Origin of the sequence: Maribacter luteocoastalis, assembly GCF_048890225.1 — a bacterium.
Taxonomy (GTDB): Bacteria; Bacteroidota; Bacteroidia; order Flavobacteriales; family Flavobacteriaceae; genus Maribacter; species Maribacter luteocoastalis.
In genome coordinates this window covers 179,596-196,905 of record NZ_JBMFZG010000001.1, presented here as the reverse complement: position 1 = coordinate 196,905, position 17,310 = coordinate 179,596, and the positions used below count along the sequence as shown (strand labels likewise).

The 17,310-nt window shown below is 37.5% G+C and carries 26 protein-coding genes; 25 read left to right on the top strand and 1 reads right to left on the bottom strand.

Annotated features, from left to right (window positions below):
• Positions 1-17: 17 nt before the first annotated feature.
• Positions 18-3,251 (bottom strand): SusC/RagA family TonB-linked outer membrane protein, encoded by a 3,234-nt coding sequence (locus ACOCEA_RS00945; protein ID WP_420754316.1) that lies wholly within the window; start codon positions 3,249-3,251, stop codon positions 18-20.
• 402 nt (positions 3,252-3,653) lie between these two features.
• On the opposite strand from ACOCEA_RS00945, the gene rpsL reads away from it, so the two are divergent.
• The 25 genes from rpsL (at position 3,654) to secY (ending at position 17,309) form a co-directional block, all read left to right on the top strand.
• Positions 3,654-4,028, top strand: a complete 375-nt coding sequence (rpsL, locus tag ACOCEA_RS00940; RefSeq protein ID WP_027078345.1) for a 30S ribosomal protein S12 — start codon at positions 3,654-3,656, stop codon at positions 4,026-4,028.
• 22 nt (positions 4,029-4,050) lie between these two features.
• The gene (gene rpsG, locus ACOCEA_RS00935) at positions 4,051-4,527 is read left to right on the top strand and encodes a 30S ribosomal protein S7 (RefSeq protein WP_420754315.1); all 477 of its coding nucleotides are present in this window, start codon (positions 4,051-4,053) and stop codon (positions 4,525-4,527) included.
• A gap of 6 nt (positions 4,528-4,533) precedes the next feature.
• On the top strand, positions 4,534-6,666 hold the full coding sequence (fusA, locus tag ACOCEA_RS00930; protein WP_420754314.1) for an elongation factor G: 2,133 nt from the start codon (positions 4,534-4,536) through the stop codon (positions 6,664-6,666).
• Positions 6,667-6,675: 9 nt separating this feature from the next.
• On the top strand, positions 6,676-6,981 hold the full coding sequence (gene rpsJ / locus ACOCEA_RS00925) for a 30S ribosomal protein S10 (protein ID WP_007094989.1): 306 nt from the start codon (positions 6,676-6,678) through the stop codon (positions 6,979-6,981).
• A gap of 142 nt (positions 6,982-7,123) precedes the next feature.
• Positions 7,124-7,741 carry a 50S ribosomal protein L3 gene (rplC, locus tag ACOCEA_RS00920; protein WP_420754313.1) on the top strand — a complete coding sequence of 206 codons (618 nt, stop codon included), beginning with the start codon at positions 7,124-7,126 and terminating at the stop codon, positions 7,739-7,741.
• Entirely contained in the window at positions 7,741-8,373 is a 633-nt protein-coding gene (rplD, locus tag ACOCEA_RS00915) for a 50S ribosomal protein L4 (protein ID WP_420754312.1), read from the top strand. The genes rplC and rplD overlap by 1 nt, the downstream gene beginning before the upstream one ends.
• A 4-nt stretch (positions 8,374-8,377) precedes the next feature.
• The gene (gene rplW / locus ACOCEA_RS00910; RefSeq protein WP_420754311.1) at positions 8,378-8,668 is read left to right on the top strand and encodes a 50S ribosomal protein L23; all 291 of its coding nucleotides are present in this window, start codon (positions 8,378-8,380) and stop codon (positions 8,666-8,668) included.
• 9 nt (positions 8,669-8,677) lie between these two features.
• Positions 8,678-9,502: a 50S ribosomal protein L2 gene (rplB, locus tag ACOCEA_RS00905; RefSeq protein ID WP_420754310.1), complete on the top strand. Its 825-nt coding sequence runs from the start codon at positions 8,678-8,680 to the stop codon at positions 9,500-9,502.
• Positions 9,503-9,515: 13 nt separating this feature from the next.
• Entirely contained in the window at positions 9,516-9,794 is a 279-nt protein-coding gene (gene rpsS / locus ACOCEA_RS00900; RefSeq protein WP_420754309.1) for a 30S ribosomal protein S19, read from the top strand.
• A gap of 3 nt (positions 9,795-9,797) precedes the next feature.
• Complete coding sequence (gene rplV / locus ACOCEA_RS00895) at positions 9,798-10,205, top strand: 50S ribosomal protein L22 (RefSeq protein WP_420754308.1); 408 nt, start codon at positions 9,798-9,800, stop codon at positions 10,203-10,205.
• 1 nt (position 10,206) lies between these two features.
• A complete protein-coding gene (gene rpsC / locus ACOCEA_RS00890) occupies positions 10,207-10,926 on the top strand; it encodes a 30S ribosomal protein S3 (RefSeq protein ID WP_420754307.1) in 720 nt (239 codons plus the stop codon).
• Between the two features lie 19 nt (positions 10,927-10,945).
• Positions 10,946-11,371, top strand: a complete 426-nt coding sequence (gene rplP, locus ACOCEA_RS00885) for a 50S ribosomal protein L16 (RefSeq protein ID WP_420754306.1) — start codon at positions 10,946-10,948, stop codon at positions 11,369-11,371.
• Between the two features lie 12 nt (positions 11,372-11,383).
• On the top strand, positions 11,384-11,575 hold the full coding sequence (gene rpmC, locus ACOCEA_RS00880; RefSeq protein ID WP_047246268.1) for a 50S ribosomal protein L29: 192 nt from the start codon (positions 11,384-11,386) through the stop codon (positions 11,573-11,575).
• Positions 11,576-11,588: 13 nt separating this feature from the next.
• Positions 11,589-11,846 (top strand): 30S ribosomal protein S17, encoded by a 258-nt coding sequence (gene rpsQ, locus ACOCEA_RS00875; RefSeq protein ID WP_079510393.1) that lies wholly within the window; start codon positions 11,589-11,591, stop codon positions 11,844-11,846.
• A 3-nt stretch (positions 11,847-11,849) separates the two neighbouring features.
• Entirely contained in the window at positions 11,850-12,218 is a 369-nt protein-coding gene (gene rplN, locus ACOCEA_RS00870) for a 50S ribosomal protein L14 (RefSeq protein ID WP_420754305.1), read from the top strand.
• Positions 12,219-12,231: 13 nt separating this feature from the next.
• Positions 12,232-12,546 (top strand): 50S ribosomal protein L24, encoded by a 315-nt coding sequence (gene rplX, locus ACOCEA_RS00865; RefSeq protein ID WP_420754304.1) that lies wholly within the window; start codon positions 12,232-12,234, stop codon positions 12,544-12,546.
• Positions 12,547-12,548: 2 nt separating this feature from the next.
• Positions 12,549-13,100, top strand: coding sequence for a 50S ribosomal protein L5 (gene rplE / locus ACOCEA_RS00860; protein WP_420754303.1), 552 nt, complete (start codon positions 12,549-12,551; stop codon positions 13,098-13,100).
• Position 13,101: 1 nt separating this feature from the next.
• Complete coding sequence (gene rpsN, locus ACOCEA_RS00855; RefSeq protein WP_420754302.1) at positions 13,102-13,371, top strand: 30S ribosomal protein S14; 270 nt, start codon at positions 13,102-13,104, stop codon at positions 13,369-13,371.
• 61 nt (positions 13,372-13,432) lie between these two features.
• Positions 13,433-13,831, top strand: coding sequence for a 30S ribosomal protein S8 (rpsH, locus tag ACOCEA_RS00850; RefSeq protein WP_420754301.1), 399 nt, complete (start codon positions 13,433-13,435; stop codon positions 13,829-13,831).
• Positions 13,832-13,850: 19 nt separating this feature from the next.
• The gene (gene rplF / locus ACOCEA_RS00845; protein ID WP_420754300.1) at positions 13,851-14,393 is read left to right on the top strand and encodes a 50S ribosomal protein L6; all 543 of its coding nucleotides are present in this window, start codon (positions 13,851-13,853) and stop codon (positions 14,391-14,393) included.
• Positions 14,394-14,403: 10 nt separating this feature from the next.
• Positions 14,404-14,760: a 50S ribosomal protein L18 gene (rplR, locus tag ACOCEA_RS00840; protein ID WP_420754299.1), complete on the top strand. Its 357-nt coding sequence runs from the start codon at positions 14,404-14,406 to the stop codon at positions 14,758-14,760.
• 9 nt (positions 14,761-14,769) lie between these two features.
• A complete protein-coding gene (gene rpsE, locus ACOCEA_RS00835) occupies positions 14,770-15,294 on the top strand; it encodes a 30S ribosomal protein S5 (protein WP_420754298.1) in 525 nt (174 codons plus the stop codon).
• Between the two features lie 12 nt (positions 15,295-15,306).
• On the top strand, positions 15,307-15,486 hold the full coding sequence (gene rpmD / locus ACOCEA_RS00830) for a 50S ribosomal protein L30 (RefSeq protein ID WP_420754297.1): 180 nt from the start codon (positions 15,307-15,309) through the stop codon (positions 15,484-15,486).
• 12 nt (positions 15,487-15,498) lie between these two features.
• Positions 15,499-15,951, top strand: coding sequence for a 50S ribosomal protein L15 (gene rplO / locus ACOCEA_RS00825; RefSeq protein ID WP_420754296.1), 453 nt, complete (start codon positions 15,499-15,501; stop codon positions 15,949-15,951).
• Positions 15,952-15,965: 14 nt separating this feature from the next.
• Positions 15,966-17,309 carry a preprotein translocase subunit SecY gene (gene secY, locus ACOCEA_RS00820; protein WP_420754295.1) on the top strand — a complete coding sequence of 448 codons (1,344 nt, stop codon included), beginning with the start codon at positions 15,966-15,968 and terminating at the stop codon, positions 17,307-17,309.
• Position 17,310: the final 1 nt, after the last annotated feature.

The following is a 17,310-nucleotide window of genomic DNA, read 5'->3' as shown; positions in this document are numbered from 1 at the left end:
GTTTATAAAGTTTATAATTAAAATGTTGCTTTAACACTTAGGCCATATCTTCTTGAACTAGGACCTGTGATATAGTCAATTCCTTGTCCATTACCTACACCAGTACTTAGTGTATTAGTATCAAATCTTACATCATCCGGAAAGTTAAAAGCTTTGTACCAAATGTTGTTTCCACTCAATGTAAAGCTAAGTTTTCCAAAAGGTGTTTTATCCAAGAATTTAGCAGGTAAATCATAACCTAAGCTAACTTCGTTTAACCTTAAGGTAGAACCATCATAAATTTGAAGGTCGTTACCGTCACTAAATCCAATAGTATCAAAACCTAATGTAGTTGCTGTAACCTGAATATTATTAGGAGACCCATCTTCTAATACACCTGGAAGGATATAAGTGGCCTCACGATCAATACCAGCTACTGCTACGGTACCTCTACCTAATAAAGTAGCGGCAGTTTGAGAGAAAATATCACCACCATGACGGTAAAGCATATTAGCCGATAAAGTAAGACCTTTATAGCTGAATGACGTAGTCAAACCTGCATTCCAATCTGGATTGGGATCACCAATAATCTCTAGATCATTACCAACCAAATATTCACCACTGGCAGCAACAACTCTATTTCCTGCAGCATCCTTAACCGTTGCACGTCCTTGTAAGATACCATAAGGTTGCCCTACAATAGCGTAGTTGGCCGGACGACCTGCTATTGAACTTGTTAAAACAATCTGATCTGTTCCTGCAGGAAGTGAAGTTATTTCACTTTCATCAGCAAAGAAGTTACCACTTATGTTCCATCTAAAGTTCTCTGTACTAACAGGTGTAAAGTCAAAATCAACTTCTATACCTTTTGTTTCTAAAGAACCTGCATTTATTCGAGTAACGGTAAATCCAGTAGAAGGGTCAAGATTTTGATCAGTGATTAAATCCTCAGCTGTTTTTTTATAAACACTTACATTTAATGATAATCTATTTCTAAAAAACTGTGCGTCAACACCAGCTTCAATCTCTGAAACTGTTTCCGCCTTTAGATTTGGGTTACCTAATCTGTTAGCAACTGCATTACTTGATAATACTCCACCTCCAGGTGTCACAAAGGCTCTTGAGGTAAGAGATAACGTATTTCTTGTACCATAAGGGTCAGGAAATCCAGCTGAAGTTCCATAACCAACACGCATTTTTAAACTGCTTAAGAAGTTATCACTTATCATACCCTCTATAAACTTGGTTGGTATGAAGGATAAACTGGCAGCAGGGTAAAAGATACTGTAGTTATCTCTTTCTAAAGTTGAACTCCAGTCATTACGAGCAGCAAGGTTTAAGAAAAGACCTGATTTATATCCTAAGGTAACATCAGCATAAAGACCCATTTGGTTCTCAACTTGTTGTCTAGCAATATCAAGACCTGTGAAGCTGTTAACTGTAGAATGGTTTACAAAGTTAAAATGTCTTAAAACTCCGAAAGCTAATTGTTGTGTACTCTCTACACCATCTCTTTCAAAAGTATCATTACGGGATTGTGCTCCCAAAACTGCTTGTAAATTTAAGTCTTCAGAGAAGTCTTTGTTATAACTAAGGTTTATGGTATGGTTCCAAATTTTGTTTTTAACAGAAGTAGTTCTGAAAATACCAGTTGGGTCACCATCTACACCACCTTTGTTTTGGCCATAGCTACTTAATTCAGTGTACGTGTCAAGACCTAATTGGTAAGAAAGGGCTAGAGCATCGTTGATTGCATAGTTAAAACTTAAATTTCCATAAACACGTTCTGTGTTTTGAGAAGTCCTTGCATTTGCTAAGGTCCATCTTGGGTTTTGAATATCATTACCAGAACGATAATACACACTTCTACCATCAGGGGTTTGAAATGGCAAACCGAATAAATCCACACCTCTTGGTGTGTACATGATATCACCAAACACAGATGACCCATCACCAACCGTACCACTACCTGCAGAAGCCGAAATTGGAGGAGTGCGGTAATCAGTATTGGCATAGTTTAAGGTACCGCTAACTGTAATGTTGTTAGAAAGGTTAGCAGAACCACCAATTCCTATGTTATTACGAATTACTTTGTTTCCAGGTGTAAAGCCTTTGTCTTCTAAATGTCCTAAATTAACATTGTAAATAGCATTTTCTGTTGCGCCTCTTAGGTTAACAGAATTGGTAGAAACACCACCTGTTCTAAAAAACTGCTTAACGCTATTATAGTTTTGATATCTATAATCAGAAGCCGCTAAATCTTCAAAACCAGCCTTCAAGGAACTATCAGAAAGTCTGTCTATTGGATGTTGTACCAATACAGTACCATCGGAATCAATGCCTCTAAATTGACTTCCATAAGGAAATTGTCTTTGGTCAGCAAAATCTGGTCCCCAGTTACTGAAGAAGAATCCAAATGCTTGGTGAAAACCACCACCATATTGTGTTTGGAATTTCGGTAATACAGCTTGACTTATGAAGTATGATGAGTTAGCGGTAACTTCTAATTTTTTAGCTGTTGCTTTAGAACTACCACTTTTAGTAGTAATAAGTACCACACCATTTCTACCTCTTTCACCGTATAGTACAGTTGCACTAAGTCCTTTAAGTACTTTTACATTTTCTATACTGTTTGGGTCTAAGTCCAAAAACCTACTTGATTCTCCAATACTATCAAAGAAATCTGATTGCTCGTTAGCGCCACCATCAAAAGGAACGCCGTCAACGATAAATAAAGGTTGGTTGCTACCAGACAAAGATGTATATCCTCTAATTATGAAGTTGGTTCCAGAACCTGAAACTCCATTTGTTGCGGTAATATTTACACCTGCAGCCTTACCTTGAAGTATTCTACCGATATCACCCTGAGCACGTTCTTCTATTTGTTCACTGCCCACATCACTAACTGCATATCCAAGAGAACCGGCCTCTCTTTTAATGTTCTGCGCAACTACGACCACTTCCTCTAGTGCTTGAGCGTCTTGATCTAATTGAGCGTTGATTGTGTTGGAAACACCAACAGCTACCTCTTTGGTTTTTTGTCCAACATATGAAAATACTAATGTTGAACCTTGGCTGACATTTATACTATAATTGCCATCAAAGTCGGTTTGGGTTCCCGTCGTTGTTCCCTTCACAACTACAGAGGCTCCTGGGAGTGGTAGTCCATCTTGATCAGTAACCGTACCGGCAACTGTTTTTTCTTGTGCGAAAGAAAGATGCACAATTAGCGCCATTAATAGCGCTAATAATCCATTTCGTTTTGTTCTCATTTTTTATTTATTTGAATTAGCTGTCGACAAAAATCACAAAAAGGTGTTAATAATCCAAACTAATTTTAATAAAACTTTAGGTAATTGCCAGTTTATGGAAAGTTACAGATAAAACAGTACTTGTATTTTACCTAATGTAATATAACAATCATTTTTTTGTGAATTTGATAATTTCCTTAGGTTTTTGAATGCTATTTAGTTGAAGTAATTGAATTGTTTTTAAGGATTAATCTGTGCTTATCCCTGTTTTAAACCATCTAAAATCTTTGCTTTAAATAACATGAAAAGTGTATTGTGAAAAAAACTTTAAAAATAAATAGCTTCAGATTTGAATTATTGTGAAATATCACTACATTTGCCGACCCTTAAATTAAAGGGTAATTTTATACATATTTATATAGTATGCCAACAATTTCACAATTAGTACGAACAGGAAGAGCTACAATTACTAAGAAGAGTAAATCGGCTGCTTTGGATTCGTGTCCTCAAAGAAGAGGTGTATGTACCCGTGTTTACACTACCACTCCTAAGAAGCCAAACTCAGCTATGAGAAAGGTTGCTAGGGTTAGACTTACTAATGGTAAGGAAGTGAATGCCTACATCCCTGGAGAAGGTCACAATTTGCAAGAGCACTCGATAGTATTAGTAAGAGGCGGAAGAGTTAAGGATTTGCCGGGAGTTAGGTATCATATCGTTAGAGGGGCCTTGGACACAGCAGGTGTTGCAGGGAGAACCCAGCGTAGATCTAAATACGGGGCAAAAAGACCTAAGAAGTAATAACACTTTTTAAAAAGAAGTAATGAGAAAAAGACAGGCAAAGAAAAGACCACTTTTACCAGATCCAAGATTTAACGACCAGTTAGTTACTAGGTTTGTGAATATGATGATGTGGGATGGTAAGAAATCAGTTGCGTTTAGTGTGTTCTATGATGCAATTGATATTGTGGATGCCAAAAAAACGGACGAAGAAAAAACAGCTTTGGAGTTGTGGAAGGATGCATTGAGTAATGTGATGCCACACGTTGAGGTTAGAAGTAGAAGGGTTGGAGGTGCTACTTTCCAGATTCCTATGCAAATTAGACCTGATAGGAAGATTTCTACTGCCATGAAATGGTTGATTAGTTATGCTCGTAAGCGTAATGAAAAAGGAATGTCTCAAAAATTAGCTGCGGAAATATTAGCTGCTTCCAAGGAAGAAGGTGCTGCGGTTAAAAAGAGAGTCGATACGCATAAAATGGCTGAAGCTAACAAAGCATTTTCCCACTTTAGATTTTAATCAGAAATGGCAAGAGATTTAAAATATACAAGAAATATAGGTATTGCTGCTCATATTGATGCGGGTAAAACTACAACTACTGAGCGAATACTTTTTTATACTGGTGTTAGCCATAAAATTGGTGAGGTGCATGATGGTGCCGCTACCATGGATTGGATGGAGCAGGAGCAGGAGCGTGGTATTACCATTACTTCGGCCGCTACTACATGTGAATGGCAGTTTCCAATGAAGAATGGTCAGGTTACTGATGAAACTAAGCCTTATCATTTTAATATTATTGATACTCCTGGACACGTTGATTTTACGGTTGAAGTAAACCGTTCCTTACGTGTGTTGGATGGTTTGGTCTTTTTGTTTAGTGCTGTTGATGGTGTTGAGCCGCAGTCAGAAACTAACTGGAGATTGGCTGATAATTATAAGGTGCCAAGGATAGGTTTCGTAAATAAAATGGACCGTCAAGGTGCTAACTTCTTGATGGTTTGTAAACAAGTTAAAGAAATGCTAGGTTCCAATGCGGTCCCTATCGTTTTGCCTATTGGCGACGAAGCTGATTTTAAGGGAATTGTTGACTTAGCCAAGAATAGGGCTATAGTATGGCACGATGATAACTTTGGTTCTACCTTTGATGTTATTGATATACCAGAGGATATGAAAGCTGAAGTTAAGGAGTATAGGGCTTCTTTGATTGAGGCGGTGGCTGAATATGACGAGCAGTTAATGGAGAAATTCTTTGAGGATGAAGATTCTATTACTGAAGAAGAGGTGCATGCTGCGTTAAGGGCTGCTGTGATGGATAGGGCTATTATTCCTATGATTTGTGGTTCTTCGTTTAAAAATAAAGGTGTTCAGTTTTTATTGGATGCAGTATGTAGATATTTGCCTTCTCCAATTGATAAGGATGCTATAGTTGGTACCGATCCTGACACAGGTAATCCTGTTAGTAGAAAACCAGATGTTAAGGAGCCTTTTGCTGCGTTGGCATTTAAGATTGCAACTGATCCTTTTGTAGGTCGTTTGGCATTCTTTAGAACGTATTCTGGTAGATTAGATGCAGGTTCGTATATCTTGAATAACCGTTCAGGTAAAAAGGAGCGTATTTCACGTATCTATCAAATGCATTCCAATAAACAAAATGCGATTGATTTTATAGAGGCTGGAGATATTGGTGCTGCAGTTGGTTTTAAGGATATTAAGACCGGTGATACGATGTCATCTGAGAAGCATCCAATTATTTTGGAAAGTATGGACTTTCCAGATCCTGTAATTGGTATCGCTGTGGAGCCTAAGACCAAAGTGGATGTTGATAAGTTAGGTATGGCTTTGGCTAAATTAGCTGAAGAGGATCCTACATTTCAAGTCAAGACTGATGAAGCTTCTGGTCAGACCATCATTTCTGGTATGGGTGAGTTACACTTGGATATTATTGTTGATCGATTAAGGCGAGAATTTAAAGTTGAGGTAAATCAAGGTGAGCCTCAAGTGGAATATAAGGAAGCCTTGACCAAATCAGCTTCACATCGAGAAACATACAAGAAGCAATCTGGTGGTCGTGGTAAGTTTGGTGATATTGTTTTTGATATGGGACCTGCTGATGAAGACTTTACTGGAGAAGGACTACAGTTTGTTGATGAAATTAAAGGTGGTCGTATTCCAAAAGAATTCATTCCAGCTGTAGAAAAAGGATTTGCTGCTGCTATGCAAAACGGACCTTTGGCTGGTTATGAAATGGATACAATGAAAGTTGTGTTGAAGGATGGTTCTTTCCACCCTGTGGATTCAGATGCTCTTTCTTTCGAATTGGCTGCTAAAATGGGATATAAAGCTGCTGGTAAAGCTGCTGGTGCTGTGATCATGGAGCCTATAATGAAATTGGAGGTTATCACTCCAGAGGAAAATATGGGAGATATTGTTGGTGATTTGAACCGTAGAAGAGGTACAATTACCAATATGAGCGATAGAGCTGGCGCTAAAGTGGTAAAGGGTACAGTTCCTTTGTCTGAGATGTTTGGATATGTTACTTCTTTAAGAACATTGTCTTCTGGTAGGGCAACTTCTACAATGGAATTTTCACACTATGCCGAAACTCCTTCAAATATTTCTGAAGAAGTAATTAAGGCGGCAAAAGGTATAACAGCATAATTTAAGGAAATGAGTCAGAAAATTAGAATAAAACTAAAGTCTTACGATCATAACTTGGTTGATAAATCTGCTGAGAAAATCGTAAAAACGGTAAAGACTACCGGTGCTGTTGTTACAGGGCCAATTCCTTTGCCAACACATAAGAAAATATTCACAGTTTTACGTTCACCTCACGTGAACAAGAAGTCAAGGGAGCAATTCCAATTGAGTTCTTATAAAAGGCTTTTGGATATTTACAGTTCTTCTTCTAAAACCATTGATGCTCTAATGAAATTAGAGTTGCCAAGTGGTGTTGAGGTAGAGATTAAAGTATAAGTATTATGCCTTCCTAAATAAGGATGGTAGACATGTCCTAAGCTGCGTGCGAGGGAAAAACGGAAAAAAAATAAGTTCAGGGTTGAATTATTTTTGACCCTATTTTTTTGTAAATAATTTAATAATAAGTAAATAAATAAGTATGTCTGGGTTAATTGGAAAGAAAATAGGCATGACCAGCATTTTTGACGAGAATGGGAAGAACATTCCTTGTACCGTTATTGAGGCAGGTCCATGTGTTGTTACCCAAGTCAGAACCGAAGAGGTTGACGGGTATAATGCCCTTCAACTTGGTTTCGATGACAAGGCAGAAAAACGTGCTAATAAGGCTGAATTAGGCCATTTCAAAAAAGCAGGTGCTTCTCCTAAGAAAAAGGTCATTGAATTCCAAGGATTTGAGGGTGAGTTTAAATTAGGGGACACAGTAGGTGTTGATGTTTTTATGGAAGGCGAATTTGTTGATGTAATTGGTACATCAAAAGGTAAAGGTTTCCAAGGTGTTGTAAAAAGACATGGCTTTGGCGGTGTTGGTCAATCTACACACGGTCAGCATAACCGTTTAAGAGCTCCAGGTTCCATTGGTGCGGCTTCATATCCTGCAAGAGTATTTAAGGGAATGAAAATGGCTGGTAGAATGGGTGGTGATCGTGTTACGGTTCAAAACCTTAGAATTTTGAAAATTGTTCCAGAGAAAAATCTTTTAGTAGTAAAAGGTTGTGTACCTGGTCATAAAAACGCTTACGTAACTATTGAGAAGTAATGAAGGTAGCAGTTTTAGATATTAAAGGAAAAGACACAGGTAGAAAGGCAGACCTTTCTGATGATGTTTTTGCAATAGAACCTAATAATCACGCGGTTTATTTGGATGTTAAACAGTATTTAGCACATCAAAGGCAGGGTACGCATAAAGCGAAGGAGCGTGCTGAGATAGCAGGTAGTACAAGAAAAATTAAAAAACAAAAAGGTACTGGTACTGCAAGAGCGGGTAGTATTAAGTCTCCTATTTTTAGGGGCGGTGGTAGAATATTTGGGCCTAGGCCTAAAGATTATACCCAAAAATTGAATAAAAATCTTAAGCGTTTGGCTAGAAAATCTGCCTTGAGCTTAAAGTCTAAGGACAAAGCTATTTTGGTAGTTGAAGATTTTGATTTTGATACTCCAAAGACCAAAGATTTCGTTCAATTTTTACGGTCTTTAGGAATAGAAAACAAAAAATCCTTAATAGTGTTGGGCGATTCGAATAAAGGTGTATATTTGTCTTCGCGTAATTTCAAAGGTTCTGAGGTTATAACTAATTCAGAATTAAGTACTTACAAAATACTAAATGCTTCAAGTCTGGTATTATTGGAAGGGTCTTTAGAAGGAATTGAATCGAATTTAACAAATAAGTAAAACCATGAGTGTGTTGATAAAGCCAATTATAACGGAGAAAATGACCGCAGACAGCGAGTTGAATAACCGTTATGGTTTCATAGTTGACCCAAAGGCCAACAAAATTCAGATTAAGGATGCTGTTGAGGCTACTTATGGTGTTTCGGTCAAAAAAGTTCGTACAATGAATTACGGACCAACAAGAAAATCCAGATATACCAAAACTGGTGTACAACATGGAAAGACAAATGCTGTAAAAAAGGCAATTGTTGATGTTGTGGAAGGTGATATAATTGATTTTTACAGTAATCTATAAAGACACAGAATGTCAGTTAGAAAATTAAAACCAATCACTCCTGGGCAGCGTTTTAGAGTAGTAAACGGATTTGACGCGATTACTACTGATAAGCCGGAGAAAAGCTTGCTTGCTCCGTTAAAAAAGTCGGGAGGTAGAAACAGTCAAGGTAAAATGACCATTCGCCAAAAAGGTGGTGGGCATAAGAGGAGATATCGTGTTATCGATTTTAAAAGGGATAAACAAGATGTCTCTGCTACCGTAAGTTCTATTCAGTATGATCCTAACAGAACGGCTTTTATAGCTTTGTTGGAATATGCTGATGGGGAAAAAAGGTATGTAGTTGCGCAAAATGGATTGCAGGTTGATCAGCAAGTGATTGCTGGGGCTAATGTTGCTCCAGAAATTGGTAACGCCATGCCGCTTAGTGATATTCCTTTGGGAACTATTATTTCTTGTATTGAATTGCGTCCTGGTCAAGGAGCTGTTATGGCGAGAAGTGCTGGAACATTTGCTCAGTTAATGGCGAAGGATGGTAAATTTGTTACCGTAAAGATGCCATCTGGCGAGACAAGATTGATTTTGTCCACTTGTATGGCTACAATAGGGGCAATATCCAATTCGGATCATCAGTTGCTAGTTTCTGGTAAAGCTGGTAGAAGTAGATGGTTGGGCAGAAGACCAAGAACTAGGCCAGTTGTTATGAACCCTGTGGATCACCCAATGGGTGGTGGTGAAGGTAGGGCTTCAGGTGGTCACCCTAGATCAAGAAACGGTATTCCTGCTAAAGGTTATAGAACTCGTTCTAAAACTAAGAGTACCAACAAGTATATAATAGAACGTAGAAAGAAATAAAAAGTAGAAAGAAATGGCACGTTCACTAAAAAAAGGACCTTACGTTCACTATAGTTTAGAGAATAAGATTCAACAATCTGTTGCTTCTGGTAAGAAATCGGTAATTAAAACCTGGTCTAGAGCTTCAATGATCACTCCAGATTTTGTAGGTATGACTATTGCAGTACATAATGGAAAACAATTTGTACCGGTTTTTGTAACTGAGAATATGGTAGGACATAAATTGGGAGAATTTTCGCCGACAAGATCTTTTAGGGGTCATGCAGGTGCAAAAAATAAAGGAAAAAAGTAAGCTATGGGAGTTCGTAAAAAACAAATGGCCGAAAGAATTAAGGCGGAAAAGCAGAAAGTAGCTTTTGCAAAGTTGAACAACTGTCCAACTTCGCCTAGAAAAATGAGATTGGTCGCAGACCTTGTTAGGGGTGAAAAAGTTGAGAAAGCTTTAGCAATTTTAAGATTCAACCCTAAGGAGGCATCAAGGAAATTAGAGAAGTTGTTGCTTTCTGCTTTGGCAAACTGGCAAGCTAAGAATGAAGAGGCTAGTTTAGAAGATGCTGATTTGGTTGTGGCGGAAATTAGAGTAGATAGCGGAGCAATGTTAAAAAGGTTACGTCCGGCTCCTCAGGGAAGAGCGCATAGAATCAGAAAACGTTCAAACCACGTTACTTTGGTTTTAGGATCTAAAAATAATACAGAAAGCTAGAATGGGACAGAAAACAAATCCAATAGGAAATCGTCTAGGAATAATTAGGGGATGGGAGTCTAACTGGTACGGTGGAAATGACTACGGTGATAAGCTGGCCGAAGATGATAAGATTAGAAAGTATATCCATGCTAGGTTGTCAAAGGCAAGTGTGTCTAGGGTTATTATTGAAAGAACCTTAAAGCTTATTACGGTAACCGTTACAACAGCTAGACCTGGTATCATTATCGGGAAAGGCGGTCAAGAAGTAGATAAACTTAAGGAAGAGCTTAAGAAGATTACCAATAAAGAAGTTCAGATCAATATTTACGAGATAAAGAGACCAGAAGTAGATGCTAATTTGGTAGCTGCTAGTGTTGCTCGTCAAATTGAAAATAGAATTTCTTTTAGAAGGGCTATTAAAATGGCCATTGCAGCTGCAATGAGAATGAATGCTGAAGGTATTAAAATTCAAATTTCAGGACGTTTGAACGGCGCGGAAATGGCTCGTAGCGAATCTTACAAGGAGGGTAGAATTCCTCTATCAACTTTTAGGGCCGATATAGACTATGCTTTGCAGGAGGCTCAAACTACTTATGGTAAATTGGGTATTAAGGTTTGGATCATGAAAGGTGAGGTTTATGGTAAAAGAGAGCTTTCTCCTTTAGTAGGAATGCAAAAAGGACAGGCTAAAGGATCTGGAAAGCCAGAAGGAGGAAGAAAACCACGTCGTAGAAAGTAATTTTTAAAGAACTAGAGAAATGTTACAACCGAAAAGAACTAAGTTCCGTAAAATGCAGAAAGGCCGTATGAAAGGCAATGCCGGTAGAGGGCATCAACTTTCAAATGGTATGTTCGGTATTAAGTCAATGGATACTTCTTTTTTGACATCCCGTCAAATAGAGGCTGCACGTATTGCAGCAACAAGATATATGAAAAGGGAGGGTCAATTATGGATAAAGATATTCCCAGATAAGCCTATTACAAAGAAACCTCTTGAGGTACGTATGGGTAAGGGAAAAGGTGCACCAGAGTATTTTGTTGCAGTAGTTAAACCTGGTAGGGTGATGTTTGAAGTTGCCGGTGTTTCAATTGATATTGCTAAAGAAGCACTTCGTTTGGCGGCACAAAAACTTCCGGTTAAGACGAAATTTATTGTTGCACGTGACTATTCAGTTGAGAATTAATCGTAAGAAATTATGAAAAAACAAGAAATTAAGGAATTGTCTGTAGAAGGACTTACGGAGAAACTCGCGGAGTATAAAAAGCAACATGCTGATTTGAAAATGGCTCATTTTGTAACTCCTTTGGAGAACCCTCTTCAGATTAGAAAAGTAAGAAGAACAGTGGCAAGATTAGCTACTGAATTAACTAAAAGGGAAAACCAATAACTGGTTCTGCTTTATGGAAAAAAGAAACTTAAGAAAAGAGAGAGTTGGGGTTGTAACCAGTGATAAAATGGAAAAATCCATTGTTGTTGCAGAGGTTAAAAGAGTAAAACACCCTATGTACGGTAAGTTCGTTTTGAAAACAAAGAAATATGTTGCTCATGACGAGAAAAACGATTGTAATATTGGGGATACCGTTAAAATTATGGAGACTCGCCCTATGAGCAAGACCAAGTGTTGGAGGTTAGTAGAAATCTTAGAAAGAGCTAAATAAGTTATGTTACAGCAAGAATCCAGATTAAAGGTTGCAGATAATACAGGAGCAAAGGAAGTTTTGACTATTCGTGTTCTTGGTGGTACAAAAAGAAGATATGCTTCTATTGGGGATAAAATTGTGGTTACTGTAAAGGAAGCTGCACCTAATGGAGGTATTAAAAAGGGAGCTGTTTCCACTGCTGTGGTAGTTCGTACAAAGAAGGAAGTAAGAAGACCAGATGGTTCTTATATCAGATTCGATGACAATGCTTGTGTTTTGTTAAACCCGGCTGGGGAAATGAGAGGTACGCGTGTTTTTGGTCCAGTAGCAAGAGAACTAAGGGATAAGCAGTTTATGAAAATTGTTTCATTGGCCCCAGAGGTGTTATAATATGATCGGTAAAATGAAAAAGTTAAAAATTAAAACAGGAGATACTGTAAAAGTTATTACCGGAGACCATAAAGGTGCTGAAGGTAAGGTTATGTCGGTAAATCTTGAGAAAAATAAAGCTATCGTTGAAGGTGTTAATTTAGTTTCCAAACATGAGAAACCAAGTGCAAAAAACCCTCAAGGTGGTATTGTGAAAAAAGAGGCTTTAATCCATATTTCCAACTTATCTCTAGTAGATGCCAAAACTGGTGAGACTACAAGGGTTGGTTTCGAAGAAAGAGATGGGAAGAAAGTAAGGTTTTCCAAAAAATCCAATGAAGTAATTTAGTTATGACTTACGTTTCAAGATTAAAGAAAGAGTATAAAGAGCGCATAGTTGCTGCATTAACCGAAGAATTCGGTTACAAGAATGTAATGCAGGTCCCTAAGCTTGAGAAGATAGTAGTTAGTAGAGGTGTTGGTGCTGCGGTTGCTGACAAAAAGTTGATTGACCATGCTGTTGATGAAATGACAATGATTACTGGTCAAAAAGCTGTTGCTACACTTTCGAAGAAAGATGTTGCTGCCTTTAAATTAAGAAAGGGTATGCCAATTGGTGCTAAGGTAACTTTACGTGGAGAGCAAATGTATGAGTTCTTAGATAGGCTGGTTACTTCTGCATTACCGCGAGTTAGAGATTTTCAAGGAATTAGAGCTACTGGTTTTGATGGACGCGGAAATTACAACCTTGGTATAACTGAGCAAATAATTTTTCCAGAAATTAATATTGACAAGATCAATAGGATTAATGGAATGGATATAACTTTTGTTACCTCTGCAGAAACAGATAAGGAAGCAAAATCATTATTAACGGAATTGGGATTACCTTTTAAAAAGAACTAGTATGGCTAAAGAATCAATGAAAGCCCGTGAAAGAAAAAGGGCAAAAACGGTAGCTAAGTATGCTGAGAAACGCAAAGCGTTAAAAGAAGCCGGTGATTACGAAGCATTACAACAATTACCAAAAAATGCATCTCCAGTGCGTATGCACAACAGGTGTAAGTTAACTGGAAGACCAAAAGGGTACATGAGAACTTTTGGAGTTTCAAGGGTTATGTTCAGAGAAATGGCAAACCAAGGATTAATACCAGGTGTTAAAAAAGCCAGCTGGTAAAATGAATTTAACTGGTTTCAGGTTTAGTAAAAGCTAAAAACCGTTACCGAATATTATATAAATGGTTACAGATACTATCGCAGATTACCTAACAAGAGTTAGAAACGCAAGTAGAGCCGGACATAGGGTAGTTGAAATCCCTGCGTCTAACTTGAAAAAGGAAATTACCAAAATATTATTCGATCAAGGATATATTTTGAGTTACAAGTTTGAAGAGGATAAAGTTCAAGGTTCAATTAAGATTGCCTTGAAATATGATAAATTGACCAAAGAACCTGTAATAAAGAAAATACAGCGTATAAGTAAACCTGGTCTTAGAAAATATGCAGGAAGTGAAGATTTACCTCGAGTATTAAATGGACTTGGTATTGCAATTGTTTCTACATCACATGGTGTTATGACAAGTAAGCAGGCTAAGGCAGAAAATGTTGGTGGTGAAGTTTTGTGCTACGTATATTAATAGAATAAAGAGTTAGAAGATGTCTAGAATAGGAAATAATCCAATAGCAATTCCTGAGGGGGTTACAATTGAAATAAAGGATAGCTTAATAACCGTAAAGGGTAAATTAGGTGAGTTGACACAAGAGTTTTCAGGAGTCGACGTAAAAGTTGAGGACAAAGAAGCTTTTGTCAAAAGACCATCAGACTCTAAAGAGCATAAGGCAAAACATGGTCTTTATCGTTCTTTGATTTTAAATATGGTAGAAGGCGTGTCTAAAGGTTGGACAAAGGAGTTGGAATTGGTTGGTGTAGGTTACCGTGCCAGTAACCAAGGTCAAAAGTTAGATTTAGCTTTAGGTTTTTCACATAACATAGTTATCGATTTGGCCCCTGAGGTGCAAGTAGAGACTATTTCTGAAAAAGGGAAAAACCCTATTGTGAAATTGACTTCACATGATAAACAGTTAGTAGGTCAAATTGCTGCAAAAATCAGATCTTTCCGTAAGCCAGAGCCTTACAAAGGAAAAGGTATTAAGTTTGTAGGTGAAATTTTAAGAAGAAAAGCAGGTAAATCGGCTTAATAATAGTATTATGGGATTATCAAAGACACAAAGAAAATATAGAATCCGAAGAAGAATCCGTAAGGTATCTTCAGGGACTGCTGAAAGACCAAGATTATCGGTTTTTAGGAGTAATAGTGAAATTTATGCTCAATTAATTGATGATGTACAAGGGGTTACCTTAGCGTCTGCTTCATCTAGAGATAAAGAGATAGCTGCTGTAAAAGGTAATAAAACTGAGAAGGCTGCACTTGTTGGAAAAACAATAGCAGAAAAATCTGTAAAAGCCGGAATTGAGAAAGTTGCTTTTGATAGGGGAGGTAACTTATATCATGGAAGAGTTAAATCTTTGGCCGAAGGTGCAAGAGAAGCAGGACTAAAATTTTAAATTAATAGGATGTTCCAAAAATATAAAAACGTAGAAACTGTTAAGCCGGGAGGTTTAGATTTAAAGGATAGATTAGTTGGTGTGCAACGTGTAACTAAGGTTACTAAAGGTGGTAGGGCATTTGGTTTTTCTGCTATCGTTGTTGTTGGTGATGAAAACGGCGTTGTAGGACATGGTCTAGGTAAATCAAAAGAAGTTGCTACCGCAATAGCTAAGGCAATTGAGGATGGAAAGAAGAATTTGATTCGTATCCCATTAAATAAAGGTACACTTCCTCATGAGCAAAAAGGTAAATTTGGTGGTGCAAGGGTCTATATCCAACCTGCATCCCATGGTACTGGTGTAATTGCCGGTGGTGCCGTTAGGGCGGTTTTGGAAGCTGTTGGTGTGCATGATGTATTATCAAAATCACAAGGGTCTTCAAATCCTCATAATGTAGTAAAAGCAACTTTTGATGCTTTGTTACAACTTAGGGACGCTAAGACAATTTCACAACAAAGAGGAGTTTCTTTAGAGAAAGTTTTTAAAGGCTAAGTGTAAAAAATTATGGCAAAGATTAAAGTAAAACAAGTTAAGAGCGGCATTAAAAAGCCTCAAAACCAAAAGAGAACTTTGGAGGCTCTTGGACTTAAAAGAATTGGACAGGTTGTAGAACACGAGTCTACACCTAACATTCTTGGAATGATAAATAAAGTTAAACATTTAGTTTCTACTGAAGAAGCTTAAATATAAGATCTAATGAATTTAAGTAATCTACAACCTGCTGAGGGTTCGGTAAATAGAGATGGTAAGCGTCTGGGAAGAGGACAAGGTTCTGGTAAAGGTGGAACTGCTGCAAGAGGTCATAAAGGTGCTAAATCTAGATCTGGTTACTCTAAGAAAATTGGTTTTGAAGGTGGTCAGATGCCACTTCAAAGACGTGTTCCTAAATTTGGATTTACCAATATTAACCGTAAGGATTATAAAGGTATCAATCTAAATAAATTACAGGAATTAGTAGATAATAAAGTTATCACAGATAGCCTAACTTTTCAAACTTTGGTTGAGAACGGAATTGTTGGAAAGAACGATTTAGTTAAAATTTTAGGTGGTGGCGAATTGAAAGCTTCCTTGAAAGTATCTGTACATAAATTTACTGCCACTGCAAAGGCTGCCATTGAAGCGGCAGGTGGTGAGGCTATAAGTCTATAAGCATAAGCGAGAACATGAAGAATTTTATTGATACAATATCCAATATTTGGAAGATAGAAGAGCTAAGGAATAGAATACTAATTACCTTAGGTCTTTTATTGGTATACCGTTTTGGTTGCCAAATTGTTCTTCCTGGTATTGATTCTACACAACTAGGTGGATTGGCAGATGGTACCGATCAAGGTATTTTTGGTCTTTTGAATGCATTTACGGGTGGGGCATTTGCTAACGCCTCCATTTTTGCATTAGGTATCATGCCTTATATTTCTGCCTCAATTGTAGTACAGTTAATGGGTATTGCCATTCCTTATCTTCAGAAATTACAAAAAGAAGGGGAAAGTGGGAGAAAAACAATCAATCAGATTACCAGATGGTTAACTATAGGTATTTGTATCGTTCAGGCGCCAGCATATCTTTATGGTCTTGAGGCGTTTGGAGTACGTGACAGTGCGTTCGTATTAGGAAAGGGATTGGACTTTATGGTTCCTGCGGTAATTATTCTGGTTTCCGGTTGTGTATTTGCAATGTGGTTAGGGGAAAAGATTACTGATAAAGGCATAGGTAATGGTATTTCATTATTGATAATGATTGGTATTATCGCAACCATGCCTCAATCTTTTGTTCAAGAATTTATTTCTAGGACTACCAATAATAATGGTGGATTAATGTTCATACTTATTGAGGTTATCGTTTGGTTCTTAGTGATTCTTGCCAGTGTACTTTTGGTTATGGCTACTAGACAAATTCCAGTGCAGTATGCTAGGAGAACGGCTTCGGGTGGTTATGAGAAGAACATTATGGGCTCTAGGCAATATATTCCATTAAAATTGAATGCATCTGGAGTTATGCCTATTATATTTGCACAAGCAATTATGTTTGTTCCTGGCTTAATAGGTCAGTCATTTGATGACACTTCCTTTGGACAGTGGATGCAAGTACAATTCAGTGATATATTTGGATGGGCATATAATATTTTGTTTGCATTGTTAATTATCATCTTTACTTATTTCTATACAGCTATTACCGTTCCTACGAATAAAATGGCCGATGATTTAAAAAGGAGTGGTGGTTTTATACCTGGTATTAGACCAGGAAAGGAAACTGGTGATTTCTTAGACAAGATAATGTCTTTAATTACTTTACCAGGTTCTATATTTTTAGCATTGTTAGCCGTTTTACCTGCTATAGTTGTTAAGTTGTTAGATGTACAGGCAGGATGGGCCTTGTTTTATGGAGGCACGTCGTTGTTGATTATGGTGGGTGTTGCGATAGATACTGTACAACAGGTTAACTCTTATTTGTTAAATAGACATTACGACGGTTTAATGAAAACCGGTAAAAATAGAAAAGTAGCATAAT